The following is a 20,162-nucleotide window of genomic DNA, read 5'->3' as shown; positions in this document are numbered from 1 at the left end:
TGCACAAGAGAAAGCGGCACTTCCGAAGAAGGCCGCTTTTACTTTTGGATTCTGCTTAGGCTCAAGCAATAATTACGAGCTTACGAACGACCCGATAATTGCTGCTCAGCGATTTGCACCAGACGTTTAGTGATGTATCCACCCAGAGAACCTGTCTCACGGGAAGTATAGTTACCGTAGTAACCATCTTGTGGAATAGTTACACCCAGCTCTTGAGCAGCTTCAATTTTCAATTGTTGCAATGCTGCTGTTGCTTGGGGAACGACCAGGTTGTTGGAGCGGCTACCGCTACCTTGGTTTTGACTTCCGTACATATGTGTCACCTCCTTATGGGTTGGTGATGTTAGTATGGTTAGAGAATACGGAAATATACATGATATGGCGTAAGGGAAAATATGGATAACTATCAGTGCACAGGACACATAAAAAAGCCGACCCAATGCGGGTCGGCAAGTTGTATTTGGATATCAAAATATAGGGTGATATGCGTAAAAGCAAAATAGAGCATGATCAGCTCGCTTAGTCTGTAGGAGGTATAACCTCAATACGTGTAAATAACTCAACAGGCTGTTCCGGTTCCAAGCGAATCAACCCGGTTTGTTCATCCGATAAAGCCAAATTAGGTGCATCCGGGAGCCAAGTGTACGGTTCAATGCACAAGAACTGATCGGATTCACCTTTGGTAAAGAGAACCCAATGTTTGAAAAATGCTTCATCTGCTGAATATTTCAATGTATATCCATCTTGCCTGCGTAAGTAAGCCGTAGCCGGTTCACCTTCGGTAGCTTTCAACAGGGTATCCCAGTTACGTCTCTGCAAATTGATGCCTTCGTTCAGAGCAGACCATTCACCCAGGGATTCCAGTTCACCTGTCGGTAGTTGTTCTTCATTCTGTCCGTATATTCCGGAAACAGGCAGTTGCAGTGTCCAGTCGGCAGGTTTGCCGTCTAACAAAAACCATGTATGATATCCCATCCCAAAAGGAGCAGGTGTTGAGCTCAGATTGGTGACTCGCAGACGCTGGCTAAATACAGCGTTTTGCAGACTGAACGTCATCTCAAGTTTTAGGGGAATCGGGAATTGGGCCATCCAATGCTCTTCATTTTCGGTCAGTAATTCAGTCGTAATTGCACAGCCGTCTTCATCTTCCTCAATGTCACTGACACACCAGGATTGGGTACGGTGGAGACCGTGAATATGGTTGTCATTCGCCGTGTTCTGATCAAACTGGTAACGAACGCCTTCATATTCGAATTGTCCACGATGAATGCGCCCTGGTGGAATCAGGAGAGGAACGCCAAAATGGTACGGCTTCTGCAGATAAAAGGCAAGATCGTCTTCATCCGGACGGCGGACGACATCTCTGTCCTGCACTAAATCGCGAATAGAAATAATATTATTTCCAAGACGCGGCAGCAGGGTGATTTCCAATTCACGGCTATGTAGGATATACGTGTCGTAACCATTCCATTGGCCTTTGGTCACTTGTTTCATATCGATGCTCCTTTTCCCACTTGAAATCTGTCTGCAAGCAGTTGTGATGAAGCTACTGCTGCAGGCGTGTCGTTGTGTACATGCCAGCGATTTCCTGCGCTATTTCGTGTGAAGTAGGCAACAGGATAAGCAATTCCATCATAACAGATTTTGATGTCTCGGGTAAAAAAGTTCAACTCATTTTGACATTCACGCCTGTGCGCATTAAGATGGAACTCTAAAAGCATTTATTAGAATTAAATGACATGAAATCGATGACAGGGATAAGTAGGCCAAGAGAATCCTCTCCAGAAAGCCGGTGGTTGATGTGAACCGGTGTGAGCTCTTTACCGAATGGACCCTTGAGTGTAGGTTTGAACAGGTTAAGCCAGAGATGGGCTTGCCCCACTAGAGTCTGCCGTATAATCCACGTTACGGAACAATGAAGGCATTTCTTCGGCTTGACTTGATCCAGGGTCAGGAGCAATCGAAGAAAAGCGAATAAGGGTGGCACCACGGTCTCACGTCCCTTGCGGATGTGGGGCCTTTTTGCGTTCGCAGAGAATGGCAGGAGTTTTTTATATACAATCAGGGAGGCGTTATGTGTAATGAAAACAGTACTTTCAGGTATTCAGCCAAGCGGTAAGCTCACATTGGGCAACTATATTGGTGCAATCAAAAATTTTGTAAAACTCCAGCATGACTATCAATGTCATTTCATGGTGGTTGATCTTCATGCCATCACCGTGGCTCAGGAGCCAGCAGCATTGCGTGAACAGTCGGAAGCGGTAGCTGCACTGTTTATTGCAGCAGGTATTGATCCTTCGAAATCTAACGTATTTCTGCAATCCCATGTACCGCAGCACGCGGAATTGGGCTGGTTGATGACAACGCTGACCTCCATGGGTGAGCTTGAACGCATGACTCAGTTTAAGGATAAATCATCCGGTAAAGATTCGGTTGGTGCCGGACTGTTTGTGTATCCATCATTAATGGCGGCTGATATCTTGTTATACAATGCTGACCTTGTACCAGTAGGTGAGGACCAGAAGCAGCATCTGGAACTGACACGTGATCTGGCAGGACGTTTTAACCACCGTTATGGGGAGTACTTCACCATTCCAGATCCGTATATTCCGCAGGTGGGTGCTCGGGTAATGTCACTTGATGATGCCTCTTCGAAAATGAGCAAAAGTAACCCTAACGCTGGCAGCTATATTGCCCTGCTGGATCCGCCGGATGTGATTCGCAAAAAAATCAGTCGTGCCACTACAGATTCGGGACGTGAAGTCGTGTATGATCCGGCAAACAAACCGGAAGTCAGCAATCTGATGAGTATCTATGCTGAATGTGCAGGTATGACGCTTAAGGAAGTAGCTGAGCGTTATGAAGGCAAGATGTACGGTCCATTCAAAAAGGAACTGGCTGAAGTGGTTGTATCTGTGATTGAACCGCTGCAACAACGATATAATGAGATTCGTGAGTCTGGCGAATTGGCGGATGTTCTGGATACGTCAGCCCGTCGTGCAGAAGAAGTTGCTGCTCAAACGTTGGATGCAGTGAAAGAACGTATGGGATTTGTTCCGAGACGTAAACAGTAGTCGTGAACAAAGATCTTCATTTCATGCAATGAATAGTTAACATAAATAAAGAGGAGCCCTATTGAAGGACTCCTCTTTATTCATGTGTTCATTATTGAACTATCAAATGACCTGCTCAAGAAGTGGGCTCTGAAGCAGCCGAGCGAACTTCCTGACGTTCTTTTTTGGCGCGAATCACAAATCCCCAGCCAATGTTGGCAATGGACAGGACAAACAGTAGTGCAGCAAACCAACCGGAGTAGGAGATCATAATTGCTGAAACCGTTAACAAGATAATCGAAGAGAATGCGAACCATAGGGACAAGCCTTTACTCATTGGGAAAAACCTCCATCTACAAATTTAGTAAAACTCCGTATAACCTGTAGCCTACGAGCCATAATAATCTTGCAAGCTTGCAATTACATTACAGACACAGATTGAAGGGAGATTATAAATATGGCTCAAGGATCTCGTTCTAACAACTTGGTGGTACCTCAGGCAAATTCAGCACTGCAACAATTGAAAATCGAGGCTGCACAGGAACTGGGTGTAACTATCCCACAAGACGGTTACTATGGTAACTACACTTCCCGTGAAACAGGATCTTTGGGTGGATATATCACCAAACGTCTGGTACAAATCGCTGAGCAGTCTCTGGCTGGGTCTGGCAAATAATTTATTTTAACCAACAGCAACAAAACAGGATAAACGGAAAGCCCGGAGCGGAAACGCTCCGGGCTTTCTCGCGTATCAGTTCCTATGTCTGATTGTGCCTTGCCATGCTCACTTCGTCAAGGGCGTGCAGATAAAAGTTTTTTATCCATTTTCTCATCGCTTAACCAGCCTACATACGTATCAATCGTCTCAAAATTCCGATCCATCACAATCACAGCGACAAATGGATATTGTTTCCGGTGTCGATAACGTACATCTGCCCAGCGGACCTTGTAACCAGCAGGCAGTTCTTCAACCTCTGCCACCGCATAGGAGGTGAAATAGAGGAAGGCACTGACTTCCGGCGATTTACGTGAAGCAGCAACGGCCGCGTGAGTAGAAGACGAGGCGTGCAGACTCCATACCAGATTAGAACCATCCATTTTACCGATCACATAACTGCCGTCCTCAACTCGTTTAACCACATGCCAGCGGTTCCAGGATATCGTTGGAATGACGATGTATCTTGCCTGCTCTGGGCTGTTGTCGAGACGTCTAACTTTTCTGACTGCTTGTGCACGAGCAATCGTTCGCCATATATAATATAAACCGGTCAAACTATACAACGTAACGAAGAGTGGTGCAGGGGCGATCAGATCAAAGGCCCATAACAGGATAGCTATGACATGTGTAGTGAATAGAAACGGATCAAAAATATGAATGATGTTCCAGGCGATCCAGCGTTCCGTAAAAGGCCGGGCGGCTTGGGTTCCATAGGTGTTGAACAGATCGGTGAATACGTGAAAGCCTACGGCCACAGCGGTCCAGGTGGCAACGTGTCCAATAGGGACACCAGGGAATATCAGTGCAATGACGCCGGTGATGAGCAAAACCCATAACAGGAGAAATGGCAGAGAGTGTGACAAGCCCCGATGATTCCGAATGTAAAGCGAGTTGCTTTTGAGACGTAACGCAGTATCAATGTCCGGGGCCTGGGAACCGGCGATCGTGCCAACCATTACCGCAGCTGCAAGCATGGGACTCGCCGCGACGACAGGATCGACATAAGCCAGACCGGCTAGACCAATCCCCATGACAAAATGTGTAGAGGTATCCATAAACGTCTCCTTTGTGTGGTATATCGTTCTAAGGCATATTACTTCTCTATCTAGGTGATACCCATATATAGTGTATAATATCCGTTTGTCAGGATGCAAAACATCCCTAATTTCAAATTTATGACAATTTCCTGTGCCATACCCAATAAATGTACGTAGTTTGTCAAACTATTTTGGTATTTCCTATGATAAACTTTATATCGGATACAGTGAGAAAATCGCCAGAGAACGTACGATACTATTCGAATGATATACAATGCTAAAATAATTTATGGGCATTGTTCCTTTAAACCGTTACAATAATATAGAATCTCATAAAAAGTAGGTTTCTTTGAATACATATGTCACAGTAGATGGATAAAGCGAAACAAACGTGATTTTGGATTCACATATGTATGCGTATTCATAAGAGGAGATAAAGAAGGGACGAGGAAGATGCTGAAAAAGTACAAATGGACATGGATGCTGCTCGGGCTCGCACTGATTATGGCTGTGTATCTGATGTGGGGCACCGTTTTTGCCAGTAAGGAAAAATTACCCGAGATTCGTGAAATCCAATCCTTTTCTATGGAAAATGTAGATGGCAGTACAGTATCGCTGGAGGATACCCAAGGGAAAGTCCGCTTGTTCTACTTTTATTTCACCAGTTGTCCGGATGTCTGCCCTATTACGACCTTTACGTTATCCCAGGTGCAGGATCTGTTGAAAGAGGACGACACCTTTGGTAAAGATGTCTCATTTGTATCTATTTCATTCGACCCGAAAGTCGATACAAGAGAGAAGATTAAGACGTTTGCGGACCGCTTCCACGCGGATTATTCCGGATGGTACTTCTTGCGAGGGGATATGGACAAAACCAAACAGTTTGCCAGGGAATCATTCCAGATCCTGATCGATGGGGAGAGTAAGGATGATTTTGCCCATATGAATATGATTGGTCTGGTGGATGAGAACAACAAGCTGCGCAAGGTATATAATGCATTTAATACAGAGGACGTTGTGCCTGCTGTCATAGCCGAGGATATTCGCAATCTGATTAAGGAATAATCATCTGATCATCATACTGTAAAGGCTGCCTTCTGGTTGGATATCAATCCAAAGGCAGCCTTTTGGTATTTCATTTTAATAGGAAGGATGTTCAGGGTATTGGATGTATGTCTCTAACCCGGCTTTCTCCAGCTGGGCAATGATATACTCATCAGGTGTTCCTTCCACACCCGCATATCCTCGTCGTGTATACATCTGTACTGCATCCGGGAAAGCATCCCGAAGTACACCTCTAATTTTTTTGCCGGAACTGTCATTATCCATAAATAAAAAGACTTCGTCGTAACCGACTTGCTTGCGCAGGGTCTCCAACTTGAGGGAATTAAGTGTTCCAAACGTACATAGTATGTTGATTTCGGGTCCAACCAGACGTTTCAGTTTGCTTCGGTCATTCTTACCTTCCACAATGACATGAATAGGCATGATATTCACCTCTTGTTCGAGAGCTTATGTCGACATTCCCCGGGAAATGTTGCAGCGAAAATCGACTGATTATATAAAATGGACTTCTTTCTTTACGCGTTTGCTAACTGGATAGAACAACCCATTAAGACAATTCTCTGAAATCTTATCTCATGTGCATCATTAGGTCAGTAATAGCTAGCAGTGGCCGTTCCGGTTACGGGTCGTTCTTCCGATCGCTGTTGTCTCCATATATTTCTGATTTGCTTTTATAAAGTTAATATTTGGAGACAAAGGCGAACGCTACCGCTTCTTCAAAATCGATTCCGTCCCCTTCACTACTTTTGGCTAATTGTTCAACCTTAATGATCTTCAATAAGATAAAACCTTCGGTGATTGTAAAAGATAGATTTCCCAGTTAGCTTTTATTAACGTGTAAAACGTTAGTCCATTTTATATAGTTTAGCTGTAAATGGGGGAATGATGCAAAGCTAATGAAAATACAGACCTAATTGCTGTCATAACAGTAGGGAAGAAGAGCTTGATACAGACCTAATTCAATATACTTTTCGGATCGGACAGGGGAGCTTCGCGTCTGGATGTATAGTATGGAAGCAGTAGCATACCAATCATTAACAAAAGAAACGCGATGAAATAGGGTGATAACCCGACACGGAGTTGCCCGGCAGTGATGGGGCCGATGAAAGAACCGATGGAGGTGGCAATGGATTGCAGCGAGAAAATGCGGCCCAACTTGCTTCCTCCGCTCAGACGGATAAATAGAGTAGCCATAGCTGGAAAGATGATGCCTTTGGACATCCCAAGTACAAATAATACAGTAGACAACGGAACTTGCGGAATGGCTGCCATCACAAAAAAACACAAGGACATTAACAGCACGCCCGCAACCAGACGCAGCTTGGGGGAATACCGGTTGAGAAATAACATGCTGAGGGTGAAGAGTGCCCCAATACTTATTATAGAGAACAGCAGTCCGGTAGACATGATGGACGATTGTCCTCCGCCCCGCAGGGGTAATTCGAAGAAGAGAATCCCTTGGGCACAGGCAATCACCAGAGGCAAGGCGAAGTATCGCCAGGACACCGGCAGGAATGCGCTTGTGGCATCTGCTGGTGAAGCGTCAGGTTTAGCAGGTTCAGTTACTCTCTCCTGCTGTTTGACGATACCACGGGGCATGGTCATGAAAGCAATGACACCTGTGAGAATAAGCAGATAGCCCAAACCTGAGAATGTAGCAGAGAATCCCATGGAACCCACAATGATCGCACCGGCTGCTGGTGATACGACAGATGCAAGGGTATGCACTACCCCGTGACCCGACATATACTTCCCCTGTTTCACCGGATCGCTGGATAACTGTGCAAGCAGAGCGAGACATGCAGGAGACAGGAAGGCCAGCACAAACCCGCTGATGGAACGCAGCGCCAGCAGTTGCCATGGTGTTTGGACATAGGCTTGTAAGAGCAGGATGAATCCTGCACCGAGCAGACTGAATACAATGTAGCGGCGACTGCCATGTTTATCGATTTGTGTTCCAGCAATCAGATTGCCAGGAAGATGTGTTAAGGAATAGATGCCCATCATCCAGCCAATGAAAGTAGGGGCGGCTCCCAGCGAGATGGCAAAAGGGGTCAAAATGGGATACTGGGCGTGCAAATCAAATACGGCAAGGAACAAAAACAGGTATAGCCAGATGGCCGTTTTCACATAAGCCCCTCCTTGTTAAGCGATGCATGTTCAAACTACAGGTCTTGAACGTGTTCCCCGTTCGCCCGGCAGAACCTCATGGTACTACTTGTACGCCCGGCGGGACGAACTTAGACCGTTTATTTTTAAGGGAGAGGGCTTAGCTGACAGCAGCTTCGGAAATCATGTATAATATTCGGGAGTGTTACGAATGAATTCTAATACGGAAGGTGTAGTCATGAACATAGAAGTAATCAAAGAGTTTGTGATGCAGAACTGGCTGGTGATCGTGGTTGCATTGATCATATTGTTCTTTGTTCTAAATGTGGTCAAAACCGTATTGAAATGGGCGATTGCCATCATCATTATTGCGGCTCTACTGATATACAGCGGCATCTCCATTGATCAGATCAAACAGACAGTGACAGACGTACAATCCAGCACGATGGACACATTGAAGAAGGAAGCAACCAGCATGATGCTTAAGGAGGCTTCCAAAGCGAAATACGTCAAAGGACAGGATGGAGCGTTCACCATCACAAGTCCCAATGTGGAGATTAAGGGCAGAACTCAATCGGATAAAGTTGATGTGACCTTCCGCGGAATTTCACTTGGCGAATGGAAACTCGACAATGAAACTATACGTACGTTTGTCGAACAGGCACAGGAGAACAAAACAGCACCAGCATCGTAGTAAAGGGGGAATCGGTACGTGCTGCAGAATTGGCTGGACAGCCTGAAGGAATTGAATGGCATCACGATTATGCTGTTGCTGATTGTGGCTGCTTCATTATTGCAGGGTTGGTCCAGAGGGGCTTCGCGTTCAGCAGGCAGACTCTTTGGGTTCCTGATGGATGGCATTATGGCGGTCATTGGTATTCTGTTGTCGATCGGTTTAACGTTGTGGCTTGCGCCATATGTACAGCAGTGGCTGTCTGAGTATGCTTCAGCCATGCCTAACCGTGAGTTGAACCGGTGGGAACAGATGTATTATACGTTGGTTACGGCGATTGCAGATTTTCCGCTGATGCGGTTCGCTGTATTATTTGTACTTAGCTATGGACTCATCCGACTGATTCTCGGGTTTCTCTCTTCATTTATTTTTAGTAGCAGGCAGAGGTCAGCCGAGGAAAGTGCGCCTAAAGGTATGTTTAGTCGCTTGACGGGTGCATTCATTGGCACGATCATAGGCTCCGTCCGCGGAATGATTGTCATCGCAGTTTTGTTCATGATTGTCAGTCTTTACCCTGGAAGCATGTTCAGCCGATATGTGGAAGCATCCCCGATCTATATGCAAGGGGCCAAATCAGTCATCGAACCGTTGTCCGGCACGTTCATTAAGGACAAGCTACCCGTATTTACGCAGGCTGTGCAGAAGGAACTGGGCGGCATCCTGCAACGCAAATATGAAGTCATCGACCACAATATTCCGACGGATATTGAATCTGCAGCGAGTGAGATTGTCAAAGGCCAATCGACAGATGAAGCCAAAGCAAGAGCGCTTTACGACTGGGTAGGTTCACGTATTCAGTATGACTATGGTAAAGTGGATGACTATGAGCAAAAGGGCATATGGCATGAACAAAATCCACAGAATACATTTGATACACGCAAAGGCGTATGTATTGATTATGCCCGTCTTTATGCCGTGATGGCCCGTTCACAAGGACTTGAAGTCAAAGTTGTTACAGGACTTGGTTATAACGGCCAGGGAGGGTACGGTCCGCATGCGTGGAATGAGGTGTATTTGAGTGGTTCCGAGAGCTGGGTTCCGCTTGACCCGACATGGGCGATCAGTGGAGACTGGTTTAATCCTCCGAATTTTGCCGACACCCATCTAAAGGATCAATCAGCTTAGCAATACAACGGACATGGGTCCGGAATATGACGACGTTGCCAGGTTATCATGCCGCGGAGAATCAGTTTGAGCGGTATGCATCAAGTCATGAAAGAGGTAGGATGGATGAAAAAACATTCCAATGAGAAGGATGAACTTACGGACAAACGGCGCTTCAGTTACCGAATGAACGTATTTTTCTTCGCTTCCTTTGTTATTTTTAGCGTTATTATTGTACGCTTGGCCTTTTTGCAATTCGTGGAAGGGCCTGAACTTAGCCAGGAAGAAGCAAGTAACATTACCAAGGATGTACCACTTCCTCCTGTGAGAGGCACGATCTATGATTCTACAGGTGAGGTGAAGTTGGCTTACTCCAAGCCCATTCAGTCTCTCTACCTGACACTGTATAAAAACTATGGGGATGTTGATGGGAAACCGAGTCCTAACATAGGGGAAGTGCAGGATATTGCAACCCGGTTGCATGATGTGTTTGAACAGTACAAGCTGAAGGACTCAGAGCCACTTACGGTGGAGAAAATTATTGAAGAGATGGACTTGAACTCCCGCAAAGCGAACGGTTTTATGCCACGTCTGATCAAGAGTGATCTGTCCGAGGAAGAAGTTGCTTATTTCCTACAGCACAAGGACGAGTTCAAAGGTATTCAGATCGTCGAGGAGAGTGTACGATTCTACGATCCGGATACGGTAGCGGTTCAGACCATCGGTTATCTGAAGAAGTTCAGAAGTTCGAAGTCCTTGAACAAATACAAAGAGGTGGACGAGGCCAATAAAACGCAAACGGATCCGGGCCTGGTGTATACGGAGAATGAATTTGTAGGCTTTGATGGACTGGAACTGCAATATCAGGATGCTCTCCGCGGCAAAAGCGGATATACATCCGTTGATGTTGATTTGCGTAACTTGCCTGAAGGTGTAGCAGGTTCTACCCCGCCGCAGAAAGGGTACGACCTGATTTCCAGCATTAACAAAAACGTTCAGGTGAAAACAGAACAGGCTATTCTGGATCAGTTGAGTTGGCTTCATCGGAATCAGGTTTCCGGTCGATTACATCCGAATGCCAAGACCGGATTTGCAGTTGCGATGGAAGTGGATACGGGGAAAATCGTATCTGCTGCCAGTATGCCAGATTATGATACCAACATCTGGAGAACAGGCAGTATCACAAATGATCAGTATGATGATATCAAATATGTGTATCAAAATGGTACGATTCGTTCATTTCCTCCGGATGACTCTAAAAAGCGAGCTGAATCGATCGTGCTACTCGGTTCCACCATCAAACCGCTTAGTGTCTTAATCGGTTTGAAAGAAGGTTTCTTCACTACCAATACGGTTTATTCGGATAGAGGTTCAACGACCTTTGGTGGGGACAATCGCAGAGTGCAGAACTCATCAGGGCATGTGTATGGTGCAATGTATCCTCGTGATGCGATTCGTCATTCCTCGAACGTATTCATGATTGATGAGATTGGGAAGAAGATGTACTCAAAATACGGTGCGACCGGAATTGACAAATGGGATGAATACATGAAGCAGTTCGGCCTTGGGGTATCTACAGGGGTTGATCTGCCGAATGAATTCCTGGGCATACGGGATTACATGAACGACACGGAAAGCTCGCTGACTCGTCTCGTGTATGGTTCCTTTGGACAGCAGGGAAAATACACAACCATGCAGTTAGCACAGTACACGACAATGCTGGCGAACAAAGGAAAGCGGATGGAGCCACAACTGGTTAGAGAGTTCCGGGATTCTGAAGGCAACGTGGTCGAGAAAGTAAAACCGAAGGTACTCAGCACGGTGGAGTTTAACGATGCCTACTGGAATGAAGTACAACGAGGCATGGCAACCGAGGTATCTGCATTTAGTGGATTCCCTTATGACTTTGCTAGAAAAACAGGAACATCGACACAAGTAGTAGGCGGTAAACTGGTGGATAATGGTGTATTTATCGCCTATGCACCACGTAATAATCCGAAGCTTGCTGTCGCTGTGGTTATCCCCGAAGGGGGCTTTGGATCGAGCAGTGCGGCTCCGGTTGCACGTGCGATCTTCGATGCCTATGACGAGGAGTTCGGCCTCGACGGTGTACCGAAAAAGGACAAAAATAAAGATTCAGATTCGGAATCAGGCACACAGTGATGTGAGGCATTGGTTACAGAGGACCCTTCGTGGGTCCTCTTTTTGTTTTACGTGGAGAATGGATCGTAAGAGTGAACTAATTAGTTGCATTAATATGTAACCATATGAGCTGTACCACGTTTATATAAGGGAAGGGTAAACGCGATCTGGAGAACGGGATAATGTTGATATGTCAGTGTTTACATTGGAATCGGTAGATGGGGTAGTGTAACGGTTCTGTTTACGAAAATGTAACCAAATATTGAAAGACGTGACAGCTAACCTTTGATAGACTTGTATGAGAAAGGATTAAATATCGGATTGAACACGTTCACAAGACGGATTAAATATTTTATTTTTATAGAGGAACGGGAGAGGCTTATAACATGTTTAACCGATTGAGGAAGAAACCCATGACTGAGGAAGATACACCCGTCAACAAGCCTTCCACCGCAAGGCTGAATCTGTTTTTTTTCGCGGCATTTGTCATATTCAGTATCCTTATTTTCAGATTAGCCTTTGTGCAATTTGTGGAGGGTCCTGAACTGACGTATATGGAAACGAGTCGTAATACCAAAGACATTCCACTTGCACCTGTTCGTGGTCCCATCTATGATGCGACAGGGGAAGTCGCGCTCGCTTATTCCGAACCTGTACAGTCCCTCTATGTGTTGTTGTATGAGGATTATCGGAATGATGAACGTAGACAGGAAGCAGAGGAACTGGCTCATGATCTGGCGGCTGTGTTTAAGCAGTTTAATCCAGGGGACAAAGAGCAGCCGGATGCTGAAGAGATCATCAAACGATTGGATCTGGATTACCAGAAAACGTTCGGGTATGTGCCGAGGCTTGTGAAGTCGGATCTATCGACCAAAGAAATTGCCTTTTTCATGGAGAAAAAAGCAGATTATCCAGGCGTTATGGTGCTGGAAGAAAACATAAGAAAATATGACCCGGATGGTGTAGCCGTTCAGATTGTGGGTTACACAAGAGAGTTCAAACGGGCACCAGATTCCATTGCCAAATATAAGGCCATCCGCGAGGGGGCAAGTACCCAGCGTGATCCTGGTCTTGTGTACCATGAAGAAGAGAAGGTTGGCTTCGATGGGCTGGAGCTTCAATACCAGGAAGAACTCCGTGGACGAAGCGGATATCAGTCCATTGATATTGACGCACGTAATCTCCCAGATGGGACGATGTTACAAACACCACCGGAGAAAGGCTACAGTCTGGTTTCCACCATTAACAAGGAGATTCAGATGGCCGCACAAGAAGCAATAACGGACGAATTGCGAAGACTCCCTAAGGCAATTACCGGATACGCAGTAGCCATGGAAGTGGATACGGGGAATGTGGTGGCTATGGCGAGTATGCCGGATTATGATCCGAACGATTGGGATTATGACAAAATCAAATATGTATTCCGGAACGGAACCACCGAGTCGTTCCCACCGAATGATGCCAAGCCTAGTCGGGCGGAATCCGTTATACTTCTTGGATCAGTAATCAAGCCGCTAAGTGTGCTGATTGGATTGAAAGAGGGATTATTTACAGCAGGAGAGACCTATCATGATCAGGGATATGCGGTTTTGGGAAAAGACGGACGACAAGTGAAGAACTCGCATTCTGCATATAATGGTTCTATTACGGCGAGAAGAGCGATTGAGAAATCCTCCAATGCCTTCATGATTGATATGGTGGGGAAACGTTTGTTAAGTAAATATGGCTCAGAGAAAGGTATCGATGTCTGGCATAAACACATGCAGGAATTTGGCTTGGGTGTGTCCACTGGTGTAGATCTGCCTAATGAATTTCTGGGTAGGCTAGAATATACTAATGAAGACGAATCAGCTCTAACACGTTTGGCATTTGCCTCCTTTGGACAACAAGCCAAGTACACCACGATGCAACTCGCCCAATACACGACCATGCTTGCCAATAAGGGCAAACGGATGGAACCACATCTGGTGAAGGAAATCCGTGACTCGGACGGCAATGTGGTGAAAGAGATCAAACCTACGGTGCTCAATGAAGTTGATTTTGCCGATGCTCACTGGAATGAAGTGCACAAAGGAATGGTTACCAAAGTAAGTTCATTTGACGGTTTCCCTTACGATTATGCTCGGAAAACAGGAACATCAGAGCAGGGGACCGGACCGAACAAAAAAGAGAATGGTGTATTTATTGCCTTTGCACCACGAGATAATCCGAAGCTTGCTGTCGCTGTTGTTGTACCGGAAGGTGGGTTCGGGTCAGTCAGTGCTTCACCAATAGCACGGAAAATTTTCGATGCATATGATGAAGTGTATGGTCTCGATGGAACGCCGAAAGGTAAGAAAGACGAAGGGAAAGACAAAGAGTAATGCAAAAGAACCTCGCGGAACTTGGCTCTTTTACCATCGTGACCAGAAAGTTAATGAAGTGAATTAAAAATATTTGGACAGGCAGGGGAAATAATCCCTTGCCTTTTTTTTTGGCTTCAGATAAAATTTGCACAAGGGAAACATTATTAGTCTTGATTAAAACTTAATACCTTGTACAACAAAATTAGATGTAGACAAGTATTTTAGGAGAGGGAAAGGGGACGGTTGAATTGTTAATGGTGAAAATGAGGAGTATTCAGAGGGGGTTCATCACGCTAGCGGCTCTGGTTCTGGTTGTTGTACTTACGGCATGTTCCAGTGATGCAGAGACAAGCAGTGGTGGCAAGTTACAAGTAACCGCTACAACGGGAATGATCGCTGACGTAGCACGTGAGGTAGGCGGGGCATATGTTGATGTTACCGGGCTAATGGGCCCGGGAGTTGATCCCCACTTGTACAAGGCATCCCAAGGTGATATTCGCAAGCTGGAACAAGCAAAAGTCATTTTCTATAATGGACTGCATCTTGAAGGCAAAATGACAGACATTTTGGAGAAAATGTCCTCAAGCAAGCTGGTTACTGCTGTTACAGAGACTATTCCAGTTGAGGAGTTACACTCAGGCAAAGATACAGGCGGCACCGAATATGATCCACACGTCTGGTTTAACGTCAGCCACTGGATGCATGCGGCAGAAGCCGTACGCGATACGCTCATGGAGGCGGACCCGGACCATGCTGAAGAGTACAAGGCTCAGGCAGAGGCGTATCTGGCGAAGCTCGAAGTACTGGATGCCGAGGTGCGTGAGAAGATTCTGGAGATTCCGGAAGCAAGCCGGGTATTGGTTACGGCGCATGATGCATTTGGATATTTCGGTCAGGCTTATGGCATGAAAGTGATGGGGCTTCAGGGCATCAGTACAGCAGCCGAATACGGCGCAAAAGATGTTAGCGAACTGCGGGATTATCTCGTAGATAACCATATCAAAGCAGTATTTGTTGAATCGAGTGTACCTGCAAAAGCGATGGAAGCCATCATTGCTGGAGCAGCTCAAAAAGGACATACGGTCAGCATTGGTGGAGAACTATTCTCGGATGCCATGGGGGCTGAGGGAACGGAAGAAGGCACATACATCGGTATGATTCGCCACAATGTTGAGACGATTGTAGAAGCACTGAAATAATGAAGCACATGAAGAGAGGAGTACAGGATTATGGAAGATACAACTTTATTGAAACAAACTCCTACGAAACTGAACAATAGTCACTTGCAGGGAACGCAGCCAACATCGGCTCCTCTTAGTGTGAGGGATCTGGCTGTTGCGTATCACAAAAAGCCGGTGCTTAGCAGCGTATCCTTCGATATCCCTGAAGGACAACTCATCGGAATCCTCGGACCGAATGGTGCGGGGAAATCGACCCTGATCAAAGCTGTTCTGGGACTCGTACCGAAGATGCATGGTGAGGTACGGATCTTCGGACAATCGTACAGGGAACAACGTCGCCGCATCGGTTATGTGCCCCAACGGGAATCGGTGGACTGGGATTTTCCAACGAATGCACTCGATGTGGTGATGATGGGACGGTATGGTCATCTGGGATGGTTCCGTCGTCCGGGGAAAAAGGAGCGGGACCTGGCGGCACACTGCCTGGAGCAAGTCGGCATGGGTGATTACATGTACCGCCAGATCAGTCAGCTGTCCGGTGGACAGCAGCAACGTGTCTTTCTGGCGCGGGCACTCGTACAAGACGCAGATTTGTATTTCATGGATGAGCCGTTTGCAGGTGTCGATGCCACCACGGAGAAAGCGATCATTTCGCTTTTGGAACAGTTGAAGAAACAAGGCAAAACGGTACTGGTCGTTCACCATGATCTGGCGACAGTCGAGGAATACTTCGACCATGTGCTGCTGCTCAATGGACGACTGGTGGCAGGTGGACCGACAAGTGAAGTATTTGTACCGGATACACTGCAAGAGACGTACGGAGGCCGGATTGCGATGATCGGAAGCCGGACGGAGAAAGGCCAGGTGTAGTGCATGTGGAACTGGATCGTTGCCATCTTATCTGACCCCAATACACGTTGGATATTGCTTGGCTGTCTGTTGTTAGGATTCAGTAGCGGGATTATTGGCTCCTTCACCTTTCTTCGTAAACAGAGTCTGATGGGGGACACCCTTGCTCATGCTGCTCTGCCTGGGATCTGTATTGCATTTATGTTGACGGAAACGAAGTCGGTCGGATTATTCCTGTTCGGTGCTCTGGTGGCTGGCATTGTCGCTACCTTCGGAATCTCGTGGATTACGCGCTACTCCCGAATCAAGCAGGATGCGGCGATGGGAATTGTGCTGACCGTCTTTTTCGGGGTTGGTGTAGTGATGCTGACGCGCATCCAGCATGGGGCGAGCGGAAGTCAAAGCGGACTCGATAAATATTTGTTTGGGCAGGCGGCATCCATGGTCATGACGGATGTGTATGTCATGGGTGGCGTATGTCTCGTATTACTGATTGCCTGTCTTGCCTGGTTCAAGGAATTCAAACTGGTGAGTTTTGACCCAGGCTTTGCAAGAGGTATGGGTCTGCCAGTTGCCATGTTGGAGCAGCTCATCCTGCTCTTAACGGTAATCGCGGTGGTTGCCGGAATTCAGGCCGTTGGTGTGGTGCTTGTTGCGGCGTTGCTGGTAACTCCAGCAGCAGCGGCACGTTGCTGGACCGACTCACTTGCACTGATGGTGGTATTGGCAGGCATATTTGGTGCATTGAGTGGTGCAACAGGCACGATCTTCAGTACGCTTGTACCTAATCTGCCGACAGGACCTGTAACCGTTCTTGCGGCTACGGTATTGTTTGCCGGGTCAGCCTTGCTGGCTCCGCGTCGTGGATTATTAGCTCGACGGTTGCGTAGTATTCAGGCGAAGTCCGCATATATGCGTGAAGAGCGAGCTACACTTCAGACTCTCGCCACACAGCGAAATCAACAGGAGCGGGGGGAGATGTAATGGCAACGTTTTGGATTATCTTAACGGCCGTATTGGTTTCTTCTGCCTGCGCCATTCTCGGTTGTTTTCTGATCCTGCGGCGAATGGCTCTGGTCGGTGATGCGATCAGCCATGCGGTTCTCCCCGGTATTGCGATTGCTTTCCTGTGGAGCGGTTCCAGAGATTCATTGTGGATGCTACTTGGTGCAACGGTGTTTGGACTACTGACGGTGTTCTTCATACAGAGTTTGCAGGCGGGAGGACTGTCGTCTGATGCCTCGATCGGAATTGTGTTTACTGCACTCTTCGCAGTAGGGGTCATTCTGATTAGTCTGAACGCCCAGCATATTGATCTGGATCTGGACTGTGTCTTGTTCGGTGAGATCGCTTATGTACAGTGGGATACGCTGACCCTCGGGGGTACGGATGTCGGTCCGAGGGCGGTCTGGATGCTGGGTATCACTTTGCTAGTCATCCTTGTCGTCATTGGGCTGTTCTACAAACAGTTTAAGCTATGTGCCTTTGATCCGGCGCTGGCTGCGGCCTGCGGCATTCCAGTAGTGCTGTTCCACTATCTGCTCATGGGACTCGTTTCGATGACGTCCGTAGCTTCATTTGAAAGTGTTGGTTCGATTCTCGTTGTGGGCATGCTGATTGTACCTGCGGCAACGGCTTACCTGCTCACAGATCGTCTGGGCAAAATGATTCTGTATGCCGTTCTGATCGGAGCAGCATCTTCGGTTGGAGGTTACATCATGGCATACGCCTTGGATGCTTCCATCGCGGGCTGCATGGTAGCTGTTGCTGGAATTTTGTTTGTTCTTGCACTGCTGCTGTCACCGAAACATGGCATCGTATTCCGTTACGCTCGTCGCAAATTTGCGGCAAGGTAATGGAAGTTTAAGTGAATAACAGGTGAATAAATAAAATTATAAGAAGCCGTCTGCATCGCAGGCGGTTTTTTGCGTGTCTGGTCGTATTACTTTTACGAGGGCAACCGGACATAACATATGCAATATAAATTGATAATTTGGCGTCATCCTGCCGATTACGGGTTATTTTGTTGCATACAGATGATCTGTGGTAAAATGTCGTTAGCTGTGACGTCCGGAGCGTCCGTTGTTACGGGTGCCGGGCGATCTTGTTGTGAAAGAATTTTTAAAATTAGATAAAGAGAACCTTTAAGTTGAACTGGAGAACCATTGTGGAACGGAGAGGGCAGAAAACCTAGAGAAGGGAAATTTGTTTATGAATTTCCTTCTTGATGTTAGGTGTTATGAGCTCTAAATACAAAGGTGATGTAGTGAAGGGGACGGAATCGATCTGAAGAAGCGATAGCGTTCGCCTTTGTCTCCGAATTTCTAACCTTTAAGAAGAGAGAATCTAGAAAATTCGGAGACAACAGCGATCGGAAGACGATCCGTACACGTAACGATTACCTCGTATAATCTCAATACACTAAAGAAAAAGGTAATTCTAAAACAAAGATACTACGACTCGAAAGGTTTTCTGCCCGCGTAGTGCCTGAATGGATATCCATGAGTTCAACTTGGAGAGAGACAACTTAGGAGGAACTACTGTATGAGTGAACTGAAATACAAATTGCTTGCATTGGATATGGATGGAACATTACTTAACGATAATCATGAAATTACACAGGAGACCGCCAAGTGGATTCAAATTGCCATTCGTCGGGGTGTACATGTGTGCCTTTCTACGGGAAGAGCGGTATTCCACGCCATGCCTTATGCGGTCCAGCTTGGGCTGGAGACACCGATGGTTACTGTTAATGGTAGTGAGGTCTGGAAAGCCCCGCATGACCTGCATATGCGTCATCTGATGGACCCGGCATTGATTCGCAAAATGCAGGAGATTGGTGAGAAATATAATAGCTGGTACTGGGCATACTCCGTGGAAGAACTGTTTAATCGTGACCGCTGGACCGACAATATTGAAGGTCTGGAATGGTTGAAATTCGGCTTCAATACCGAAGTGGATGAAGTGCGTCACCAGATCATGATGGAACTGCAACAAATGGGCGGTCTGCAAATGACCAACTCCTCACCCGTTAATATTGAGATCAACCCTGCCGGCGTATCCAAAGCCAGTGGTGTAGCCGAAGTCTGCAAGCTGCTGGGCATCGAGATGTCCGAAGTTGTTGCTGTCGGAGACAGTTTGAATGATCTAGCTGTCATTGAGGCTGTGGGTCTTGGTGTAGCGATGGGTAATGCGCAGGAGCAGGTGAAGGAAGCGGCTGATCTGATCGTAGCGAGTAACAATGAAGACGGCATCGTCGAAGTGATCCGTGAACATATTTTGAAGGGGGAGTAACCTTTGCTCGCAACCGTTGCCTGGATTTTAATTGTACTGCTGTTTGCAGTGGGGATGGCTGGAACGGTATATCCTATACTGCCTGGTGCTGTAGCGATTTTCTTCGCGTTTCTGGTCTACGGCTGGTTCTTCAGCTTTGATCCGTTTGGTGTGTGGTTCTGGATCATTCAGATTCTGATTGTTGTTGTGTTGTTTGTGGCTGATTATGTCGTCAGCGCATGGGGTGTGAAGAAGTTCGGTGGCTCCAAGTTATCAACCACGCTGAGTACCATTGGTGTTATCATTGGTCCATTTGTCATTCCGGCATTCGGACTGGTGCTGGGACCATTTATCGGTGCTTTTATCGGGGAACTGATCGGAGGGTCTTCACCTTCCAAAGCGTCAAAAGTTGGATTTGGTTCCGTCGTGGGGCTATTTACGAGTACTGTGATGAAAATTATTTTGCAAATCGTCATGATTGTTCTCTTTATTATCTGGGTGGTAAGATTCGCCTAAACGTTCAGGATTAGCTTCAACGGGATGCACGTCCGGT

The 20,162-nt window shown here is 46.7% G+C and carries 19 protein-coding genes and 1 other annotated feature; of the genes, 13 read left to right on the top strand and 6 right to left on the bottom strand.

The annotated features are described in order from the left end of the window. Window positions 1–80: 80 nt before the first annotated feature. Together EL84_RS08170 and EL84_RS08165 are read right to left on the bottom strand one after the other, a co-directional pair. Window positions 81–314, bottom strand: a complete 234-nt coding sequence (locus EL84_RS08170; RefSeq protein ID WP_047841310.1) for an alpha/beta-type small acid-soluble spore protein — start codon at window positions 312–314, stop codon at window positions 81–83. A gap of 205 nt (window positions 315–519) precedes the next feature. After that, window positions 520–1,494 (bottom strand): aldose 1-epimerase, encoded by a 975-nt coding sequence (locus EL84_RS08165; protein WP_047841309.1) that lies wholly within the window; start codon window positions 1,492–1,494, stop codon window positions 520–522. Window positions 1,495–1,739: 245 nt separating this feature from the next. Then, window positions 1,740–2,007: a binding site (T-box leader), on the top strand. 74 nt (window positions 2,008–2,081) lie between these two features. On the opposite strand from EL84_RS08165, the gene trpS reads away from it, so the two are divergent. Next, the gene (gene trpS, locus EL84_RS08160) at window positions 2,082–3,074 is read left to right on the top strand and encodes a tryptophan--tRNA ligase (protein ID WP_036605729.1); all 993 of its coding nucleotides are present in this window, start codon (window positions 2,082–2,084) and stop codon (window positions 3,072–3,074) included. A 115-nt stretch (window positions 3,075–3,189) separates the two neighbouring features. On the opposite strand, the gene EL84_RS08155 is transcribed toward trpS, so the two are convergent. After that, the gene (locus tag EL84_RS08155; protein WP_017692385.1) at window positions 3,190–3,390 is read right to left on the bottom strand and encodes a hypothetical protein; all 201 of its coding nucleotides are present in this window, start codon (window positions 3,388–3,390) and stop codon (window positions 3,190–3,192) included. A 120-nt stretch (window positions 3,391–3,510) separates the two neighbouring features. Here EL84_RS08155 and EL84_RS08150 point away from each other — a divergent pair, with 120 nt between their 5' ends. Further along, complete coding sequence (locus EL84_RS08150) at window positions 3,511–3,729, top strand: alpha/beta-type small acid-soluble spore protein (protein WP_017692386.1); 219 nt, start codon at window positions 3,511–3,513, stop codon at window positions 3,727–3,729. A gap of 116 nt (window positions 3,730–3,845) precedes the next feature. Here the strand turns inward: EL84_RS08150 and EL84_RS08145 are convergent, their stop codons facing one another. Continuing rightward, the gene (locus tag EL84_RS08145; protein ID WP_036605731.1) at window positions 3,846–4,826 is read right to left on the bottom strand and encodes a metal-dependent hydrolase; all 981 of its coding nucleotides are present in this window, start codon (window positions 4,824–4,826) and stop codon (window positions 3,846–3,848) included. 435 nt (window positions 4,827–5,261) lie between these two features. Between EL84_RS08145 and EL84_RS08140 the strand changes: the two genes are divergently transcribed. Beyond that, on the top strand, window positions 5,262–5,873 hold the full coding sequence (locus tag EL84_RS08140) for an SCO family protein (protein ID WP_053061422.1): 612 nt from the start codon (window positions 5,262–5,264) through the stop codon (window positions 5,871–5,873). A gap of 75 nt (window positions 5,874–5,948) precedes the next feature. Here the strand turns inward: EL84_RS08140 and EL84_RS08135 are convergent, their stop codons facing one another. Next, the gene (locus tag EL84_RS08135; protein WP_036605733.1) at window positions 5,949–6,296 is read right to left on the bottom strand and encodes a toprim domain-containing protein; all 348 of its coding nucleotides are present in this window, start codon (window positions 6,294–6,296) and stop codon (window positions 5,949–5,951) included. A 531-nt stretch (window positions 6,297–6,827) separates the two neighbouring features. After that, entirely contained in the window at window positions 6,828–8,003 is a 1,176-nt protein-coding gene (locus EL84_RS08130; protein WP_047841308.1) for an MFS transporter, read from the bottom strand. A gap of 190 nt (window positions 8,004–8,193) precedes the next feature. Between EL84_RS08130 and EL84_RS08125 the strand changes: the two genes are divergently transcribed. From EL84_RS08125 to EL84_RS08080, 10 genes are all read left to right on the top strand, one after another. After that, entirely contained in the window at window positions 8,194–8,676 is a 483-nt protein-coding gene (locus tag EL84_RS08125; RefSeq protein WP_174806458.1) for an ATPase, read from the top strand. 18 nt (window positions 8,677–8,694) lie between these two features. After that, the gene (locus EL84_RS08120; RefSeq protein WP_036605735.1) at window positions 8,695–9,840 is read left to right on the top strand and encodes a transglutaminase domain-containing protein; all 1,146 of its coding nucleotides are present in this window, start codon (window positions 8,695–8,697) and stop codon (window positions 9,838–9,840) included. Between the two features lie 105 nt (window positions 9,841–9,945). After that, window positions 9,946–11,982, top strand: a complete 2,037-nt coding sequence (locus EL84_RS08115) for a peptidoglycan D,D-transpeptidase FtsI family protein (RefSeq protein ID WP_047841307.1) — start codon at window positions 9,946–9,948, stop codon at window positions 11,980–11,982. A gap of 392 nt (window positions 11,983–12,374) precedes the next feature. Beyond that, entirely contained in the window at window positions 12,375–14,324 is a 1,950-nt protein-coding gene (locus EL84_RS08110; RefSeq protein ID WP_200904519.1) for a peptidoglycan D,D-transpeptidase FtsI family protein, read from the top strand. Between the two features lie 236 nt (window positions 14,325–14,560). Then, window positions 14,561–15,505, top strand: coding sequence for a metal ABC transporter solute-binding protein, Zn/Mn family (locus tag EL84_RS08105; protein ID WP_047841305.1), 945 nt, complete (start codon window positions 14,561–14,563; stop codon window positions 15,503–15,505). 30 nt (window positions 15,506–15,535) lie between these two features. Beyond that, complete coding sequence (locus EL84_RS08100) at window positions 15,536–16,357, top strand: metal ABC transporter ATP-binding protein (protein WP_235431501.1); 822 nt, start codon at window positions 15,536–15,538, stop codon at window positions 16,355–16,357. 3 nt (window positions 16,358–16,360) lie between these two features. Continuing rightward, on the top strand, window positions 16,361–17,320 hold the full coding sequence (locus EL84_RS08095) for a metal ABC transporter permease (protein WP_017692397.1): 960 nt from the start codon (window positions 16,361–16,363) through the stop codon (window positions 17,318–17,320). Continuing rightward, window positions 17,320–18,192: a metal ABC transporter permease gene (locus tag EL84_RS08090; RefSeq protein ID WP_047841304.1), complete on the top strand. Its 873-nt coding sequence runs from the start codon at window positions 17,320–17,322 to the stop codon at window positions 18,190–18,192. The genes EL84_RS08095 and EL84_RS08090 overlap by 1 nt, the downstream gene beginning before the upstream one ends. Before the next feature lie 688 nt (window positions 18,193–18,880). Then, on the top strand, window positions 18,881–19,630 hold the full coding sequence (locus tag EL84_RS08085; protein ID WP_047841303.1) for a Cof-type HAD-IIB family hydrolase: 750 nt from the start codon (window positions 18,881–18,883) through the stop codon (window positions 19,628–19,630). Between the two features lie 54 nt (window positions 19,631–19,684). Then, window positions 19,685–20,125 carry a DUF456 domain-containing protein gene (locus tag EL84_RS08080; protein WP_047841365.1) on the top strand — a complete coding sequence of 147 codons (441 nt, stop codon included), beginning with the start codon at window positions 19,685–19,687 and terminating at the stop codon, window positions 20,123–20,125. Window positions 20,126–20,162: the final 37 nt, after the last annotated feature.

Source organism: Paenibacillus sp. VT-400 (genome assembly GCF_001029205.1).
Classification (GTDB): Bacteria; Bacillota; Bacilli; order Paenibacillales; family Paenibacillaceae; genus Paenibacillus; species Paenibacillus amylolyticus.
Note: the sequence above shows the minus strand (reverse complement) of the source record. Positions and strands in the feature narration are given on the sequence as shown.

Coding starts and splice junctions, on each gene's coding strand:
- EL84_RS08170 (WP_047841310.1), bottom strand. CDS start 314: ATGTACGGAAGTCAAAACCAAGGTAGCGGTAGCCGCTCCAACAACCTG.
- EL84_RS08165 (WP_047841309.1), bottom strand. CDS start 1,494: ATGAAACAAGTGACCAAAGGCCAATGGAATGGTTACGACACGTATATC.
- trpS (WP_036605729.1), top strand. CDS start 2,082: ATGAAAACAGTACTTTCAGGTATTCAGCCAAGCGGTAAGCTCACATTG.
- EL84_RS08155 (WP_017692385.1), bottom strand. CDS start 3,390: ATGAGTAAAGGCTTGTCCCTATGGTTCGCATTCTCTTCGATTATCTTG.
- EL84_RS08150 (WP_017692386.1), top strand. CDS start 3,511: ATGGCTCAAGGATCTCGTTCTAACAACTTGGTGGTACCTCAGGCAAAT.
- EL84_RS08145 (WP_036605731.1), bottom strand. CDS start 4,826: ATGGATACCTCTACACATTTTGTCATGGGGATTGGTCTAGCCGGTCTG.
- EL84_RS08140 (WP_053061422.1), top strand. CDS start 5,262: ATGCTGAAAAAGTACAAATGGACATGGATGCTGCTCGGGCTCGCACTG.
- EL84_RS08135 (WP_036605733.1), bottom strand. CDS start 6,296: ATGCCTATTCATGTCATTGTGGAAGGTAAGAATGACCGAAGCAAACTG.
- EL84_RS08125 (WP_174806458.1), top strand. CDS start 8,194: ATGAATTCTAATACGGAAGGTGTAGTCATGAACATAGAAGTAATCAAA.
- EL84_RS08115 (WP_047841307.1), top strand. CDS start 9,946: ATGAAAAAACATTCCAATGAGAAGGATGAACTTACGGACAAACGGCGC.
- EL84_RS08110 (WP_200904519.1), top strand. CDS start 12,375: ATGACTGAGGAAGATACACCCGTCAACAAGCCTTCCACCGCAAGGCTG.
- EL84_RS08105 (WP_047841305.1), top strand. CDS start 14,561: ATGGTGAAAATGAGGAGTATTCAGAGGGGGTTCATCACGCTAGCGGCT.
- EL84_RS08100 (WP_235431501.1), top strand. CDS start 15,536: ATGGAAGATACAACTTTATTGAAACAAACTCCTACGAAACTGAACAAT.
- EL84_RS08095 (WP_017692397.1), top strand. CDS start 16,361: ATGTGGAACTGGATCGTTGCCATCTTATCTGACCCCAATACACGTTGG.
- EL84_RS08090 (WP_047841304.1), top strand. CDS start 17,320: ATGGCAACGTTTTGGATTATCTTAACGGCCGTATTGGTTTCTTCTGCC.
- EL84_RS08085 (WP_047841303.1), top strand. CDS start 18,881: ATGAGTGAACTGAAATACAAATTGCTTGCATTGGATATGGATGGAACA.
- EL84_RS08080 (WP_047841365.1), top strand. CDS start 19,685: ATGGCTGGAACGGTATATCCTATACTGCCTGGTGCTGTAGCGATTTTC.